Source organism: Vibrio penaeicida, from assembly GCF_019977755.1.
Taxonomy (GTDB): domain Bacteria; phylum Pseudomonadota; class Gammaproteobacteria; order Enterobacterales; family Vibrionaceae; genus Vibrio; species Vibrio penaeicida.
Map to the genome: position 1 here is coordinate 2608258 of NZ_AP025144.1, position 16542 is coordinate 2624799.

12 protein-coding genes are annotated in these 16542 nt (G+C 44.2%); 8 read left to right on the plus strand and 4 right to left on the minus strand.

What is annotated here, in order from left to right:
- The first annotated feature begins 8 nt into the window (after positions 1-8).
- The 5 genes from LDO37_RS11570 to pelG are packed head-to-tail and all read left to right on the plus strand — an operon-like array spanning position 9 to position 5724.
- The gene (locus LDO37_RS11570; protein ID WP_126607959.1) at positions 9-557 is read left to right on the plus strand and encodes a hypothetical protein; all 549 of its coding nucleotides are present in this window, start codon (positions 9-11) and stop codon (positions 555-557) included.
- Positions 554-1930, plus strand: a complete 1377-nt coding sequence (locus LDO37_RS11575; protein ID WP_126607960.1) for a PelD GGDEF domain-containing protein — start codon at positions 554-556, stop codon at positions 1928-1930. Before LDO37_RS11570 ends, LDO37_RS11575 begins: the two co-directional genes overlap by 4 nt.
- On the plus strand, positions 1893-2861 hold the full coding sequence (locus tag LDO37_RS11580; RefSeq protein WP_126607961.1) for a HEAT repeat domain-containing protein: 969 nt from the start codon (positions 1893-1895) through the stop codon (positions 2859-2861). The genes LDO37_RS11575 and LDO37_RS11580 overlap by 38 nt, the downstream gene beginning before the upstream one ends.
- Positions 2858-4363: a GT4 family glycosyltransferase PelF gene (gene pelF / locus LDO37_RS11585; protein WP_126607962.1), complete on the plus strand. Its 1506-nt coding sequence runs from the start codon at positions 2858-2860 to the stop codon at positions 4361-4363. Before LDO37_RS11580 ends, pelF begins: the two co-directional genes overlap by 4 nt.
- Positions 4351-5724 carry an exopolysaccharide Pel transporter PelG gene (gene pelG, locus LDO37_RS11590; protein ID WP_126607963.1) on the plus strand — a complete coding sequence of 458 codons (1374 nt, stop codon included), beginning with the start codon at positions 4351-4353 and terminating at the stop codon, positions 5722-5724. Before pelF ends, pelG begins: the two co-directional genes overlap by 13 nt.
- A 62-nt stretch (positions 5725-5786) precedes the next feature.
- Here pelG and LDO37_RS11595 read toward each other — a convergent pair whose 3' ends face one another.
- From LDO37_RS11595 to LDO37_RS11610, 4 genes are all read right to left on the minus strand, one after another.
- A complete protein-coding gene (locus LDO37_RS11595) occupies positions 5787-7127 on the minus strand; it encodes a thrombospondin type 3 repeat-containing protein (protein ID WP_224055203.1) in 1341 nt (446 codons plus the stop codon).
- 357 nt (positions 7128-7484) lie between these two features.
- Positions 7485-7877, minus strand: coding sequence for a GFA family protein (locus LDO37_RS11600; protein ID WP_126609717.1), 393 nt, complete (start codon positions 7875-7877; stop codon positions 7485-7487).
- 159 nt (positions 7878-8036) lie between these two features.
- Positions 8037-8564 carry a hypothetical protein gene (locus LDO37_RS11605; protein WP_126609718.1) on the minus strand — a complete coding sequence of 176 codons (528 nt, stop codon included), beginning with the start codon at positions 8562-8564 and terminating at the stop codon, positions 8037-8039.
- A 2-nt stretch (positions 8565-8566) separates the two neighbouring features.
- Entirely contained in the window at positions 8567-9739 is a 1173-nt protein-coding gene (locus LDO37_RS11610) for a DUF1611 domain-containing protein (protein ID WP_126609719.1), read from the minus strand.
- A gap of 463 nt (positions 9740-10202) precedes the next feature.
- Here LDO37_RS11610 and LDO37_RS11615 point away from each other — a divergent pair, with 463 nt between their 5' ends.
- The 3 genes from LDO37_RS11615 to LDO37_RS11625 all read left to right on the plus strand — a co-directional run bounded on the left by LDO37_RS11615 (position 10203) and on the right by LDO37_RS11625 (position 16495).
- Positions 10203-11954, plus strand: coding sequence for a methanol/ethanol family PQQ-dependent dehydrogenase (locus LDO37_RS11615; RefSeq protein WP_126609720.1), 1752 nt, complete (start codon positions 10203-10205; stop codon positions 11952-11954).
- Between the two features lie 43 nt (positions 11955-11997).
- Positions 11998-12636 carry a pentapeptide repeat-containing protein gene (locus LDO37_RS11620; protein WP_126609721.1) on the plus strand — a complete coding sequence of 213 codons (639 nt, stop codon included), beginning with the start codon at positions 11998-12000 and terminating at the stop codon, positions 12634-12636.
- Positions 12637-13312: 676 nt separating this feature from the next.
- Positions 13313-16495: a DUF1566 domain-containing protein gene (locus LDO37_RS11625; protein WP_224055204.1), complete on the plus strand. Its 3183-nt coding sequence runs from the start codon at positions 13313-13315 to the stop codon at positions 16493-16495.
- Positions 16496-16542: the final 47 nt, after the last annotated feature.

A 16542-nucleotide genomic window follows, 5' to 3' on the forward strand; every position in this document is an offset into this window, starting at 1 on the left:
GATACCTTATGAAATATCTGACCATTGCACTGACACTTTTAGGGCTTACTGCATGTGCCACTTACCACGTGCCAGACAGCGTCACTTTATACTCCAATAAAACATGGGTCATCATGCCGATGCAGAACCACTCAAACACAGTATTGGCTGCCGAGAAAGTGGAGCGAATTCTTAGAGCTCAGCTATACAAAAAAGGCGTCAATGCAGAACTTTACCCCGTCATGGAGAACAACGATTTAGCCAGCATATTGGACACTTCCATCAAACAGAATCATGCCAAAGATTGGCTCTTACAGCAGAATGCAGACTACATAATAACGGGTTCCATCGAGGAGTGGCATTACAAGAGTGGTTTGGATGGGGAGCCCGCAGTCGGCATCTCTTTAGAGATCATATCGGCAGACAAACAAACCGTGTATTGGCGCGCAACGGGGTCGCGAAGTGGATGGGGAAGAGAAAGCGTCAGTCGCACAGGGCATATCGTTCTTGAAGCCCTACTTGATGGCATCGATATTGAGCAACTGCCAGAGCCCACAAGCTCGAGTGACCCTGAATGAGAAAATTCCTGCGCCATCTCGTAATGGGGTTTAAGCACGATACCGTTGCTTGGCTTGAAACACTTGTGGTTGCGATAATTTCGACCTACGTTTGGACACGCTCTGGCGTGTTATTACCGAATTCCCATGACAGTTTTTTGTGGCCGATCATTGGTCCGCTTCTGATTTCTCTTCGCTATGGCTTTGCTAAAGGCGTGATCTGCGCACTTGCTATGTCTGCTATGCTCGCAGCGCTTTTAGAACGGTCAAACCTGATTGAATACTTCCCTAGCTATGTCTCGGTTGGAATGATGTTAATCATCATGATTGCTGGAGAATTTCGCGACCAGTGGGACGATATAACACAAAAAAACTTAGCCGAGTTTGAATACATAAACCAAAGAAGGGCAAGCCTAGCGCAGAGTTATCAACTACTTAAAGTCTCTCATGACCAACTTGAACAAAGAACAGCCGGCCAAACGGTTAGCTTACGGGCAAGCGTGAGTGAGCTGCAAAAGATTGCGACATTGCACAACGAGCGCCGATTGGAATTCTTAGGAGAACCGATTCTCAACTTACTGTCAGAAATTGGAGGTATCGAAGTCGGTGGCATTTACAGTGTTGATAGCAAGGATACCGCACATAGAAAACAGCGCGCTGGTTATGAAAAGCTGAACCCATTACCCCACGCCGAGATCGGCACCGATCATTTGTTGGATACAAGCGACCCCATGTTCAAGGACATGATGGAGCGCAAACAACTGCTCTCCCCTGCTAAATTAGATGAACACCACACCCACAGCTCACGCTACCAACTTTGTATTCCGATGGTCGACACACACGATGACCTGCAAGGGTGTATTGTGGCGGAAAGCGCCAAGTTCTTTATGTTAACGCCTGCTAATATTGCGCTTTTGTCTCTGGTTGCCAATCATGCTGCCGACTTACTTTGCGACGCCATCGTCGCGCCCATTTTGCAAGAATCCGACAAAGAAGCTTTTCTTCGATACATTGACCGAGCTGAGCAAAACAGGCTTGACCAAGGCATTGACAGCACCCTTGTGTATTGTGTCGATCATGTTGGCACTCACCATGAAACACTTCAATCTATCGTCAAGTTTCGTAGAGGTGCCGATGTCTATTGGTCGTTTACAACGTCCTCAGGAAAACCAGCGCTAGCCGTACTATTACCACTCACCAATGCCAGCCACGCAGCACAGTATGTTGGGCGCTTAGAAAAGCTTCTTCAAGACGATCTAGGTGACAACCGAAATGAAGTCAGTATTTGGGGTCCTTGGGTCATAGATCGAGATGATCAAGACATCGATGCCGCCATGCGAGAACTAGGAATTGTAAATGACCATATGGCTATTTTTGCAAGCCATCGCTACTGAAGCCATGGCGGTATACCCTCTGATGCAGCCTTCGCCTGTAGCCTCGGAGTGGTTAGTCGCTTTAAGTTTACACATTTTTTCCAGCGCCAGTATGGCGTTGTTTGTTTGGAAAGCGATGCCACAAAATTTGCAAGTTCATCGGACAACGACGTTCGTTTTCCTTTTCACCTTCCACCTTTTTCTGCCGATAGTTGGCTTTATAGGGTCAACGATAAGTATCGTCGTGTCCCTTCATTTCCCCCACCCTCATTCCGACATTACGTGGCAAGCTTGTAAGCACCTCGATTTGTCTACCCCTGATAAAGAAAAAATTGAACCCCACTTTGGTGCGGGGGCACTACGAGAAATTCTTTTATACAACAAAGATTCAGCCAGAAGACTGCTTGCCATTCAAGCCGTACAGTATTTGCCTAAGCAGCAATCTGTTCCCCTTCTTCAATTGGCGTTAAAAGACTTAGACGACGATGTTCGGCTTTTAGCTTATGCCTCGCTAGAAACCATAGAAACCGACGTTAACCAATCCATCTCTCTATTTAAAAAGCAGTATAAACAAAGTAATAAAGCCGAAATTGCCTTTGATATTGCCCAGCAATACTGGGAACTCTGTTATTTGGGTATCGCGGATGGCGTTATTAAAAATTACTACTTAGAGCAAGCCGAGGCGTTTTTAATTTCAGCCAACAACATTCAAGAAAAAGCACCATTCAACCTGTTACTAGGGCGAGTTTATTTAGAACAAAAGAAGACCGAGCTAGCCGAGATCCACCTATCCAAAGCTCAAACTGGAGGGTTAAAGATGACACAAGTTGCTCCCTACCTTGCCGAAGCCGCCTACATAGCCAAAGATTACCAAAAGCTTCAGCAATACTTGGCTTACTTCCCATCGGGTCAAAGCTCCAAGTTAAGCCAGCTTAAGGCGTTTTGGTCATGAAAAAAGACGTCGATGTTTGCCTATTATTGGAAGGGACTTACCCCTATGTAAGAGGCGGGGTATCGAGCTGGGTGCATCAAATCATTTCAGGGCTCCCTGATTTCACTTTTCACCTAATTTTTATTGGCGGACACCCCGATTTTTATGATGAAGCCAAGTACACCTTCCCAGATAACGTGGTTGGATTTGAAGTGCATTACTTGCTCAATGAGCACCCAAACACGGGAAATGCTCATACGAAGAGCGACAAAGAAGCATTCTTAATTTGGAAAACACTTCTCGATTCCTTTGAAAATCCAGACACCCCAATTTCAGGCGATTTACTCAAACAATTTGCTCTAGCGGTAGGAAACCGCAAATTATGCCTTAACGATTTTCTCCATAGTAAAAACTCATGGCAGATCCTGACAGAAAAATACATTAACAACGCGCCTACAGAATCTTTCGTTGATTTTTTTTGGACATTTCGAAACATCTATCAACCGCTTTTCATTCTTGCAGGCATCAGCCAGTCTTTACCGCCAGCCAAGATATACCACAGTATTTCTACTGGGTACGCAGGATTCCTAGGTAGCCTTTGCCATCAGGTAACTGGTCGACCTCTGGTCATTTCGGAACACGGCATATACACCAAAGAACGGAAAATAGATCTTTCCCAAGCCAGTTGGATAAAAGACCGACACAGCGTTATTGATATCAGTATGCATCGAGAAATGGAGGCGGTAAGAAAGACATGGATTCAATTTTTCGAGCAATTAGGGTTAACAGCCTATCACCAAGCATCTCAGGTCATTTCCTTATTCGAAGGGAACCGCAAACGCCAGCATCAAGATGGTGCCCCCGAAACCAAAACCAAAGTGATTGTAAATGGCATAAACCTATCTCGATTCGAACAGGCTTACCAACAAAGGCCGAACACACCGCCTCATGTGATTGGGCTAATTGGACGGGTTGTCCCAATCAAAGACATTAAAACCTTCATTCGAACCATTCGAATCGCGGCGGAATCGGTCCCTGATATAGAGGGGTGGATTATCGGTCCATCAGAAGAAGATGAGAACTACCTCAAGGAATGCCAGTTACTCATAGAGAGCCTTGGACTGTGCGATAAGGTTTCTTTGTTGGGTAACCAAGACGTGACTGAAATGATGCCCAAGCTAGGTGCACTCATCCTAACGTCTATCAGCGAAGCACAGCCTCTCGTGCTGTTAGAAGCGATGGCATCTGGTATTCCTTGTATTTCAACTGAAGTCGGAGCCTGTCGCGAAATCATTGAAGGTGCAGACAACAGCGATGATGCCTTTGGCTCTGCAGGCGCGGTCATCCCTATGGCAAGCCCTACGGAAGGGGCAAAAGCCATTGTTGAGTTACTCAAGGAACCAAAGGTCTGGCAAAAAAAAGGGGACAATGGGCGGCAACGTGTCTGTAAATACTACCAAGACAAGGACATGTTTGAGGCGTATCAAAATTTATACAAGGAATCCATTCAATGGCAGGAATAGGCTTCGAAATAAAAAATATACTGAAAAGGGATTCACTGCTTTCCATATTTGAAGCCTATGGGTTAGCGGGCATGGTCAGTTCAGGCCCCTGGATTATGTCTATTCTGGCCCTGCTTACGATAGGGATTATCAGCGCTTCCGTTGTTTCTCCAGCCATTGTTATTGTGCAATTTTTAGTGATTGTGACCTATATGATGGCATGCTCTCTCATCATAAGTGGGCTTATCCAGCTTCTCATTACCCGTTTTATCTCTGATCTTATCTACGCGAAAGAAGAACGTCATATTATTCCCAACTTATTTGGCGCAATGACCGTTGTAAGTATCCTTGGAGGAGGTATATGCAGCATCGCCCTGTTCTTATCACCCGAGTTACCTGCTCTGGTAAAGGTCACTATTTTTGTTACAACAGTGCTGCTTTGTAACCAATGGCTTGTCATCATTTTTTTAAGTGGCATGAAAGAGTATTACCGCATTTTCACGGTTATCGCTGTCAGCTACTGTTCAATGGTACTGGCGAATTACATCATTGAGCCCAATGGTCTTTTCGGGCTCTTGTTTATTTTTTGTCTTGGGCAAGCGTTGCTCACTTTCACCTTTCTTTTTTATGTTATTCGTCACTACCCTCCAACCCATATTGTTGCTTTTGATTTTCTAAACCCTCGCAAAGCCTTTTACTCACTGATTTTTTGCGGAGCTTTCTACTACTTAGGCGTATGGTTAGATAAGTTCGTATTTTGGGCACGAGAGGAAACCTCACATCAAGTTATCGCCATCTTTCGAGCATCGTATATTTACGATTTGCCTATATTTATCGCTTACCTTGCCATCATGCCCGGTATGGCGGTATTTATACTCCGTATGGAAACCGACTTCGCAGCGGCTTGCCTAAAATTTTATGACGCCGTGCGCGAAGGCGAAACGTTGGAAACCATCGTCCACTTGAAAAACAACATTGTCGTTGCATGTAGGCAAAGCATTTACGAAATATTCAAAGTTCAAGGCATTACGTTAGCGTTACTCATTGTATGGGCAGAAGATATTCTCAACATACTCGGTATCGACTTAGCCTATTTACACTTGCTGTATGTAGATTTAGTGGGCGTGAGTTTTCAAGTATTAGTTATGGCCATTTTAAACGTGATGTTCTATTTGGATAAACGGTATTCGGCTCTGATACTTTCATTCATCATGGCTGTGCTCAACTTTTCATTTGCTCATATCAGCATTGACTATGGTCCCATTTACTACGGATACGGCTTTGTCATATCGATGGTGCTCACCAGTATTGTCGGATTTTTGATGCTGAATAAGCATTTTTCAAATTTGGTTTATCACACCTTTATGTTGCAACGCGCCTAACAAAAAGCCCTACGCTAAGGTAGGGCTTCACAGCATGATAGTTTCAGAATTAGAACGTAAAACTAAGGCTTGCTTATCGCATTGGTTGGATCGGTTCCTGCTTGATATTCTTGCAGGTTAGTCGCGCCGTCGCTGTCTGTATCCAAAGCTGCATCAAGTGCCGACAGATCATTCAAGCCATGTTGATTTTCAAAGGCTTGAGACATGCCATCGCCGTCTAAATCCGCAATGTAATTAAATGAAGCGTTCAGACCGATGTTGTAGTAAACCGTACCGCGATTCGCGAAATCCGCATGGTACATTTCTAAACGAGCACGAATCGGCTTCTTAAAATCATTGGTTTCTTCAAAGTTCACTTGCTGAGAGCGTTCGCATCCGTAAACACCAATTTGTTTATTGGTTGCATCATACAGTCGAATACGGCAGTTAAGAGCCGAGCTTATGTTGGAACGTGGCATGATAACAAACGACTTCAACGTATCGTATGGTGTTGCAGCATTGAAGTACGTAGTTTTGTTAACGCGACCTTGCAGGCTAACACTGCCGGAGAAAGTACCTGGTGCGTATTTGTAGTTAGGAGAAACCACCTCAGGTGCACCCACAGATAAGGCATACGATTCGGTTGTTGCCGCGGCAGATGCATTGGCTGTAACACGCACTAACATACGCTCTTGGTTTGCTAGCCCTAAAATTAAGTGTTCTACCCCACCTTGGTATTCCACCCACGTTGGAGAATTCACACGTAATACTTCGAGTTTCCAGCTATTTGGTGCCAATTGATCATCAAGGAATAGCTTAACACCATCGGTACTGGTTGCTTCATACAAGTAGTAGTCGGCATCAATTCCTGTATCCATGTTAGCGGTTACGCTGTGCCATCCTTCAGAAAATGGTGTAGAGGTTTCGAACGTGTCGTTGATTTCGTGTTCATCAAAATGCTTCGTCGTAATGGATCCGAACAAAATGGCATCGTTGGTTGCTTTAGCAACGGTAATTTGCCAATAATACTCGCCAGCTTGGTTCAAGCTGTGTAGAACTTCGCTCCCCTTTCCTGCCACAACAGATTCAGTTCCAACTTGTTTAAACTGACCATTAATATGGTGATAAAGCTTTAATGAAGCATCCGTCACATCATCCAGCTGGTTCATAATGCTGGTGATCTTGGTAGGCTCAGCGACCGAGAAGTGAACACAAACGCCGCTACCAGTATTCAATGTGGCATTGTAGGAAGCATCGAGTTGAATGGTCTGACAAACAGGTTTATAGGCTGCTTCAGTTGAACCAGTCGCAAAAGCACTGGCATTAAGCTGCTGCGGAACTGGCGCTGCCTGAGCGATATCTTCAACCTGCCCAATAGGTAAGAATGAAGTTGCCAATGCCGACATGAGAACTGCATTTATCATAATTATTTCCATTTTTTATACAATTAAGCACATATGTAATAAAAATGGATAAATCACGCACTCTCTAATTCTTTACTGTTGCTTCATTGTCACAATTTAAAAATCAAATCCGACCAGTTCATCACACTAAAAATCGATCACAACCTTGCTATCAAAAACTGCTCTTCAAATATGTGTCAGAATATTTCACTACTAAGTGAAATATCACTATTCGTCCGGATACAAATTTCCTTTCTAATCAGCTCAAGATCTTTCAAATCACAGTGGCAAAGCTTTTCAATTCGCAGTTGCCTCTCGATGTTTTGTGGCTCTTAGTTTTAAGGAAAATTTAAAAGCGAGTTTGTTGAGAGTGATGTTTTAATGAGGATCGGCTTCAAACACTTTTGCGCCACTATGAATGAGCTGCCATGACGGTCTGGTGGCGGCATGCTCATGGAACAGAACCTTAAGATTAGGATCGGAATCCAAGACATTTGCTACAACAGGGAATTCCGACTCATCCGACAAAACCTCGCCAAGGCTCGAACCACACTTTTTACAAAAACATCGCTTGAAAATGAAAGGAGGCTCAGGGGCATACTCAACCACTTCATCCCTGCCAGATACCCATTCAAAACTCGCTTTTTCAACCATAAAGAACTCTGATGCACCTAATTTTCGGCATCGGCTGCAATGGCAAATACCAAGAAACTTCGGTTTCGAGTGAAGTACAAATTTAATGGTTCCACAGCAACAGCTTCCCTGAATCATATGAACCTTCCTTTTCTGTAAGAGAACGGAAGGTTAATGGTGTCATACAACCCCGACAAAACCTGTCAGGAGAGGTGGGGGAATGATTGGGATGAGGCAGCTAAGATTGAGAATAAAAACCTAACAGCGCGGCTAGTTCAAAATGTGGTTTTCATTCTTTTATCTATCGACATTCAACATGAGTTTTAACACCAGCATTTGGTATTCATTCAGAATATCTTCATATTCCACTTCGGAGCGAAGTGATTCATTTAACGCAGCCCGCAGCGCCTTCATTTCCTCTGGTGTGTAGGAACCTAGGACGTTTATGTTTTTGATTTCATCAATACTCATGTCGTAATAATCAATTTTTTCGTCTATCTGGTCTAACAAAGTCTGATATCGCCGATTGTGAGCGCGCCACTCAACCGCTATCAACTTACTTTTCATCAACTGAAGTCGAGCACGATTTGTCGCCATTTTCCCAGCCAACGAGACTTTCAAATCTAATACGGGTAACGAATCTTGAGTGTCCTGCCCTCGCTCTGCTACAAAATACCTCCCTAAGGAAACTAAGACCAATAGTGTTACCCCATAAATAAGAATAACTTTATATAACAGAGGTAGGCTATTACCACGATACCGACGTAATATCGGTGTCCCTTTCTTTTGCTTTCGATTTTGTGACCCATTTGTTTCGTCACCCATTTTCATCGCCTCAGGTACGGAAATGTCGTGAGAACACATTCAAGGAGAAGTTCGTCTGATTGCGCAAACAAATCGGATACTGGGCGGCCACTTTTCACCGCTAGATCGCTCATGGCGGATTGCCGCTGTTTGGTCGAAAGACCTTGTGTGTTCAGCGTCACTAGAATGACATGAGATTTTGAATACATTTCGATTAACTGTATTTCATCATACAACCCATAATCTGGTACCGGATGGAGACCACATCTTGGAGCTGGCTTAGGAGTATGGTTAAGAATGATGGCACTCGGGTTAGCACCGCAGATAATGGCAGCGCTAGTATAAAAAGAGGGAGCTCGAAACATTCCGTGCCCTTCCACGATAAAGAGATCTGGGCGCTCAGCAACGTAAGCTTTTAAAATGACGCTCTCAAGTTCTCCGGCGTAAAACTTAGGGGGAACAAATTCAAGCGCAGCACCGTAGAAAGTGCCATGTGTTAGCCCCACTTGACTCGTTGCAATTTTCGTAACGTTCAAGCCATACTCAGTCAATACTTTTGCTAACGTATTCGCGGTTGAGAGGCGACTGATTGCCGAATCATCTCCCATGATGACAATACGTGGGGCGGAAACCTCTTTTATTTTATTGGTAAATCGATGAAAAGGTTCACCCGAATGCAAAAAACTCCAGTCTCTTATTTGAACATCGTATTTTTTACATGCTGCGGTAATGACCGGATCTTGATTGAGAGTATCGTACCCGCCATGAATGATATGAATGCCGTATTCAATAGCCGTTAATATTACTTGCCTTTCCTGTTCACTGATAACCTTACCCGAGGCATACCAACCGAACACTAGAAAATCTGGGGTATTGTCCGAGTACAGGAGTGCAGTCGTCAGATCTCGGCATATTGGAATGCCATTTGCCACACCAAATAGCACTACACCACTATCTTGTCCCGCCTTTGTGCTGTCAATAACCGCAAGCACTTCAAAATGCGCACTCGCAACAATAAGCCCGTTGGCGAGATGGCATATATCATCTCCAAAATGACCTTCGCAATAAATGATCGCCGTCTGAATTCGTCCGTTTTCCGGCTCTATAAATACAGAAAAGTCGGACCTAACGAGGCAGTCATTCCCATTACCTTTTTCATTACCGCAACCAACAACATCCTTGTCTAAGTTACACATATTGTCACCCAGAAAACTGTTCGTTTAGGAGGACATTAGCCAACAACTTACAACACCTATTGCCCACACTAAAAACATGGAAATATAATGCTAGCACAGTCATTGCGTGCCGCATACACACCTCCAATGCTAATAATTATCATTGTGAACAAACCCACATTTCTGATCAAAATGGCTCAAACCCGACTTAGTTATTAAGACTAAGGGATGAGAAAAGCACTTCTACCGTCGGATTTCGTGCGAGTTGTGGTAGGCGCACAATATTCAACTTGCCCCCTATATGTATCAATGCTTAGGAGGCAACCCCTCCCTTTGATAGATACCACAATTGGCGATAAACACGAGGTTTATTATGCAACTAAATAGGTTAATGAGAACGTTATACGGCTGGCTCACAGGTGTCAGGTCCAAAATACGCTCTCTGAGATACAGTTTATTATTTTGCTTTTTTTTAACACTTCCCATGACGGCGGTAGGAGTCACTTGGCAAGACATTGCAAATGACGCAGTCACACCTGAAAACGTGTTGATGTATGGCATGGGACCCAAAGCGCAACGGTATAGCCCTTTAACCGACATTCACGTAGGAAACGTGAGCAAACTCACTCCCGCCTGGTCTTTCTCTTTTGGCGATGAAAAGCAACGAGGGCAAGAAACACAGGCATTGGTGTACGATGGGATCATTTACGTTACTGCCTCCTATTCGCGGATATTTGCATTAGATGCTGAAACGGGTAAAAAGCTTTGGAGCTACGCACATCGGCTTCCTGAAGGAATACGACCTTGTTGTGACGTAGTCAATCGAGGTGCCGCTATTTTTGGTGACAATGTCTTTTTCGGTACGTTAGATGCAGGCATGGTCGCTTTGAATAGAAAGAGTGGCAAAGTGGTCTGGAAAGTCCGGTTTGAAGACTACAAAGCAGGTTACACGATGACCGGTGCACCAACGATAGTCAAAGACAGTAAGACAGGTCAAGTTCTTCTTATTCATGGCTCGTCAGGTGACGAATTTGGCGTTGTTGGGAAACTTTATGCGCGTGATCCTAATACTGGTAAAGAGATCTGGATGCGACCTTTTGTCGAAGGACATATGGGTAGACTAAACGGTAAGGAAAGCACACCAACAGGTGATGCTAATGCCCCTTCTTGGCCACGAGATAAAGACGGCAACCTCGTTGAGGCATGGCATCATGGTGGCGGGGCACCTTGGCAAAGTGCCAGCTATGACATAGATACCAACACCATTATCATAGGCGCAGGCAACCCAGCACCATGGAATACGTGGAAACGCACATCAGAAGGCGGAAACCCTCGTGATTACGATAACCTATACACGTCTGGTCAGGTTGGCGTCGACCCTACAACTGGCGAAGTGAAATGGTTTTATCAACATACTCCGAACGATGCATGGGACTTTTCTGGTAATAACGAATTGATTTTATTCGAGTACCAAGAAGAAGAGAAAACAGTCAAAGCAACCGCTCACGCTGACAGAAATGGCTTTTTCTATGTTATAGACCGCGAAGATGGCGGCTTTATTCGCGCCTTTCCTTTTGTGGACAACATCACATGGGCCACCCATATCGATAACACAGGACGACCTGCGGAAGTTGAGGGGCAGCGCCCTCCAAAACCCGCACAAGGAGAAAGACAAGGTAAAGCCATTGAAGTCTCCCCTCCGTTTCTGGGTGGTAAAAACTGGAATCCTATGGCGTACAGTCAAGATACTGGATGGTTTTATGTTCCAGGTAATCATTGGAAAGAAGACTACTGGACTGAGCATGTCACTTACAAGAAAGGCGCTGCTTATCTAGGCCAAGGATTTCGGATCAAGAAAATGTACGATGACCATGTGGGTATATTACGGGCGATGGATCCCATCACCGGAGGTATCAAATGGGAGCATAAAGAACCGCTGCCACTTTGGGCGGGCGTGTTAGCGACTAAAGGCAATTTGGTATTTACCGGTACTGGCGATGGCTACCTAAAAGCTTTTAACGCTAAAACAGGTCAGGAGCTTTGGAAGTTCCAAACGGGCTCCGGCATCATCTCTTGCCCTGTGACGTGGACACTAAACGGCAAGCAATATATCGGTGTTGCGTCTGGCTATGGGGGTGCTGTTCCTTTGTGGGGAGGAGATATGGCGGAATTGACTAAACCAGTGCCTCAAGGAGGGAGCTTTTGGGTTTTCGAAATACCGGATTGGGCTAACTGATATGTACTCTATATTAATAAGCCAATCGAAAGTAGAGGAAAATATGCGTATTTCCTTATATTCGCTTGTTCTGTTAAGTGCACCATTTTCAATTGCTGAAGAGCTCTCGTTCCCTACAATCAATGGTTGTGAAATGAAGCCTTATACTCAATGCGCGGAGATGGACTTTAGCGGTCAAGATTTATCCAACTTGGAACTCACTGGTGCTGATTTTCAGCGTTCTAATTTTAGAGGTGCAAACCTAAGCCATTCCATTTTAAAAAATTCTAATTTAAAGAAAGCAGATTTTACTGAAGCAAAGCTGTTTAGAACCGATCTTCGTCACGCCAATGCAAGGGTTGCTAAGTTTGATAGAGCCAAAATGAAAGCGATAAAAGGCTGGGCGATGTTTGCTCAAGTCGCTTCTTTCAATGGTGCCGATCTTACAGGGGCAAACCTTGAATTTGCCCGTGTTTCCAAAGCGACTTTTCATGGAGCCATATTGGAAGCCGCAAATTTAGAAATGGTATGGGCGACAAAAACGGACTTTTTTAAGTCCAACATGAGGAATTCGAACCTTCAAGAAGCGAAGTTTTATGGTGCTAACTTAAAGGATGTCGATATGACAGGTTCCCGAAAGCACTATGCCATTTTTCAAGATGCGAATATGCAGGATTGTACTCATTGCCCTCATAATTGGTAATACATATAACCAGTTCTAACCTCCTCAGAACTGGTTTTTTTTAGCTCTATGAAAATAAATAAAGCACTGACCTGTAAATTTATATTGTTAACACTCTACCAAAACCCTTCCTTTTAAGCTCAAAAATAACCAAAAAAAGCTCTTATAGTTAATAATTTAATTATTGAAAGCATATTTAAAACATAATTTCAATATAAAAGAAAAATAGCCTCACAATCACCACAGTCACATAACCATTCTCAAAAACCCACTTCATACACAATGGAAAATAAGTTCAGAAAAATTATATGTAATTGTTTTAAAAGAAAATAAATAACTCAGCCATTAAAACACGGTAATCCTCAAAACACCTAACCACTTATTTTATAAGGTTTTATTTAAATACTAAATAGTATGTTTTCCAAGCGCCTTTTTGACACATTTATAATTAAAATGTTAGCATTTTACAATAATTACAATTTAGCACACTTTTTTACACACATTCCGGAGAGGAGAATAAATCATCGATTCGAAATTAGTTATTAAAACTTCAAACACTCGTTTATATTTTACTTATTTTTCACCTGTAGATTATGTAACTCCTAATTGACTGACTTCTTATTCAATTAACATGAATAATTAATTTCCATTACTCATATAACAGTCAAAAATAGATTTACGAGGAATTTTTATAGGCATGTTTAAACTATTCATACCCTTAACAATGATCATCCTAGTCGGTTGTAATGCAGACTCTGAAACGAATACCGTTCCTGCAAAAAACGCTATTACATTGGATCAAAGTACTAACTCAACACAACCAAAAGAAACTGTAACTGTTCTGCCGGAGGCAAGCACAACAGCAGTTATTGAGGGTGGCGAAACGCCCAACACTAATGAGAAAAATACCACAAACCAGAGCACAATCATCTCTGATAACACAAGTGGCTCTAACGAAAGCGAATCCGAGTCCACCGCTGAAATAGACGAACCCGACGTGGGTCACCCAATTGACGGCACCAACACTGACAGTAACTCTGATACTGACTCCAGTACCTCAAGCGAAAACGAATCTGAATCCACCACTGAAGTAGACGAACCCGACGTCGATCACTCAACTGACGATACTATCACTGACAGTGACTCTGATACTGACTCCAGTACCTCAAGCGAAAATGAATCTGAATCCACCACTGAAGTAGACGAGCCAGATGTCGGTCACTCAACTGACGGCACCAACACCGATAGTGACTCTGATACTAACTCCAGTACCTCAAGCGAAAGTGAATCCGAGCCCACTACTGAAATTAACGAACCAGACGTCGATCACCCAACTGACGGCACCAACACCGATAGTGACTCTGATACTAACTCCAGTACCTCAAGCGAAAGTGAATCCGAGCCCACTACTGAAATTAACGAACCAGACGTCGATCACCCAACTGACGGCACCAACACCGATAATGACTCTGATACTGACTCCAGTATCTTGAGCGAAAACGAATCCACCGATTCAACCAGCACACAGACCTCATCAGAATCTACCGATTCTGAAACGACCACTGAACAAGCAACGACTGAGTCTGAGTCAAACTCTGGTGATACAGAGCAAACAACAACTGAATCCGCCGATTCAACCAGCACAGCGACCACATCAGGATCCACCGACTCTGAAACAACCACTGAGCAAGCAACGACTGAGTCTGAGTCAAACTCTGGTGACACAAAGCAAACGACAACTGAATCCGCCGATTCAACCAGCACAGCGACCACATCAGAACCCACCGATTCTGAAACAACCTCTGAGCAAGCAACGACTGAGTCTGCATCAAACTCTGGTGATACAGAGCAAACGACAACTGAATCCGCCGATTCAACCAGCACAGCGACCACATCAGGATCCACCGACTCTGAAACAACCACTGAGCAAGCAACGGCTGAGTCTGAGTCAAACTCTGGTGATACAGAGCAAACAACAACTGAATCCACCGATTCAACTAGCACAGCGACCACATCAGGATCCACCGACTCTGAAACAACCACTGAGCAAGCAACGACTGAGTCTGAGTCAAACTCTGGTGACACAGAGCAAACGACAACTGAATCCACCGATTCAACCAGCACAGCGACCACATCAGGATCCACCGACTCTGAAACAACCACTGAGCAAGCAACGACTGAGTCTGAGTCAAACTCTGGTGACACAGAGCAAACGACAACTGAATCCGCCGATTCAACCAGCACAGCGACCACATCAGGATCCACCGACACTGAAGCAACTACTGAGCAAGCAACGGCAGAGTCTGAGTCAAACTCTGGTGACACAGAGCAAACAACAACTGAATCCACCGATTCAACCAGCACAGCGACCACATCAGGATCCACCGACTCTGAAACAACCACTGAGCAAGCAACGACTGAGTCTGAATCAAACTCTGGTGATACAGAGCAAACAACAACTGAATCCACCGATTCAACCAGCACAGCGACCACATCAGGATCCACCGACTCTGAAACAACCACTGAGCAAGCAACGACTGAGTCTGGGTCAAACTCTGGTAATAAAGAGCAAACAACAACTGAATCCACCGATTCAACTAGCACAGCGACCACGTCAGAATCAACCGACTCTGGAACGACCGCTGAGCAAGCAACGACTGAGTCTGAGTCAAACTCTGGTGAGACAGAGCAAACAACAACTGAATCCACCGATTCAACCAGCACAGCGACCACATCAGAACCCACCGATTCTGAAACAACCACTGAGCAAGCAACGACTGAGTCTGCATCAAACTCTGGTGATACCGAGCAAGCTGCAACTGAATCCATCGATTCAACCAGCACAGAGACCACATCAGAATCCACCAACTCTGAAGCAACGACTGAGTCTGCATCAAACACAGATGAGACGGAGCAAGCTTCCACTCAGTTAGAATCTGCCAATAACACTGAACAAGCGACAACCGAATCTGAAGAATCAACCAACACTGACACTGCATCAGAAACAACCAGTTCTGAAGAATCTATTCTTGCATATGACGACAAAAGCACGCTGTACAATTTATCGCTGAAATCTGAGATGAGTAGTATTCCAGAAAATCAGTCGACACAGCTATATCCACGTGGATCTTATGGCGACGGATCGAGTTCGTCTCTCATTGACAAACCGTTAACGTGGCATATAGGCAATAACGATGTGGTAAGCATAAATGAATCTGGTGTGCTAATTGGAAAAGAAAGGGGAACTACAACGATCTGGTTTACAATCGATGGGCTGACCAGCAATGGCATAACAATCACGGTAACCACTGGGCTTCTCCCATGTGGAGGAGACGTGAATGATACCGATAGGTACAATGCCGCAGGGTATTGCCTTAAAGTCATCGAAGGTGATTCAGGAGAAGCCGATGACAAGTTATTTACCGCGACACCAAGTATCGAAGTGATGAAGCAACTGGGTTACAAACTGGATGACTCTCGCTACAACTACGGAAGCACTTATGGCGCTACTTACAAGGAATCTCGAATAGACGGTGAGTTTGCTCGCTTTCGTTACGATGGATGGGGTTGGGAAAACGATCCAACGAGCTCCAACTATGGTCAAGGTGGTCAACTGGACCGATACTGTAACGGACTTGGCTATTTAAAATTCATGGGACGTACCAATTGGAAAAGACCCAATCGATATGAGCTTTACAGCTTGGTCTATCACTTAGGCGACCTAACAGCAAACTACGGCTGGCCAGGATTTTACGATTACTGGACGAATCACCCAGCTAAAGACAGTCGGTTTTACTCTGTGGATTTAGTGAATAATATTACTAGATCTCATTCAGCGCGGTTAAAAAACTATGCTTCTTGTGTATCTTACAATGACTAAACCTTACACCCTCCAGCCGAGCGGCGCTCATTGTTAAGCGCGTCAAT

What these genes read in the sequence shown, in the direction of transcription:
- LDO37_RS11625 (WP_224055204.1), top strand. Translation starts at nt 13,313, where the DNA reads ATGTTTAAACTATTCATACCCTTAACAATGATCATCCTAGTCGGTTGT.
- LDO37_RS11620 (WP_126609721.1), top strand. Translation starts at nt 11,998, where the DNA reads ATGCGTATTTCCTTATATTCGCTTGTTCTGTTAAGTGCACCATTTTCA.
- LDO37_RS11615 (WP_126609720.1), top strand. Translation starts at nt 10,203, where the DNA reads ATGACGGCGGTAGGAGTCACTTGGCAAGACATTGCAAATGACGCAGTC.
- LDO37_RS11605 (WP_126609718.1), bottom strand. Translation starts at nt 8,564, where the DNA reads ATGGGTGACGAAACAAATGGGTCACAAAATCGAAAGCAAAAGAAAGGG.
- LDO37_RS11610 (WP_126609719.1), bottom strand. Translation starts at nt 9,739, where the DNA reads ATGTGTAACTTAGACAAGGATGTTGTTGGTTGCGGTAATGAAAAAGGT.
- LDO37_RS11600 (WP_126609717.1), bottom strand. Translation starts at nt 7,877, where the DNA reads ATGATTCAGGGAAGCTGTTGCTGTGGAACCATTAAATTTGTACTTCAC.
- LDO37_RS11575 (WP_126607960.1), top strand. Translation starts at nt 554, where the DNA reads ATGAGAAAATTCCTGCGCCATCTCGTAATGGGGTTTAAGCACGATACC.
- pelF (WP_126607962.1), top strand. Translation starts at nt 2,858, where the DNA reads ATGAAAAAAGACGTCGATGTTTGCCTATTATTGGAAGGGACTTACCCC.
- LDO37_RS11570 (WP_126607959.1), top strand. Translation starts at nt 9, where the DNA reads ATGAAATATCTGACCATTGCACTGACACTTTTAGGGCTTACTGCATGT.
- LDO37_RS11595 (WP_224055203.1), bottom strand. Translation starts at nt 7,127, where the DNA reads ATGATAAATGCAGTTCTCATGTCGGCATTGGCAACTTCATTCTTACCT.
- LDO37_RS11580 (WP_126607961.1), top strand. Translation starts at nt 1,893, where the DNA reads ATGACCATATGGCTATTTTTGCAAGCCATCGCTACTGAAGCCATGGCG.
- pelG (WP_126607963.1), top strand. Translation starts at nt 4,351, where the DNA reads ATGGCAGGAATAGGCTTCGAAATAAAAAATATACTGAAAAGGGATTCA.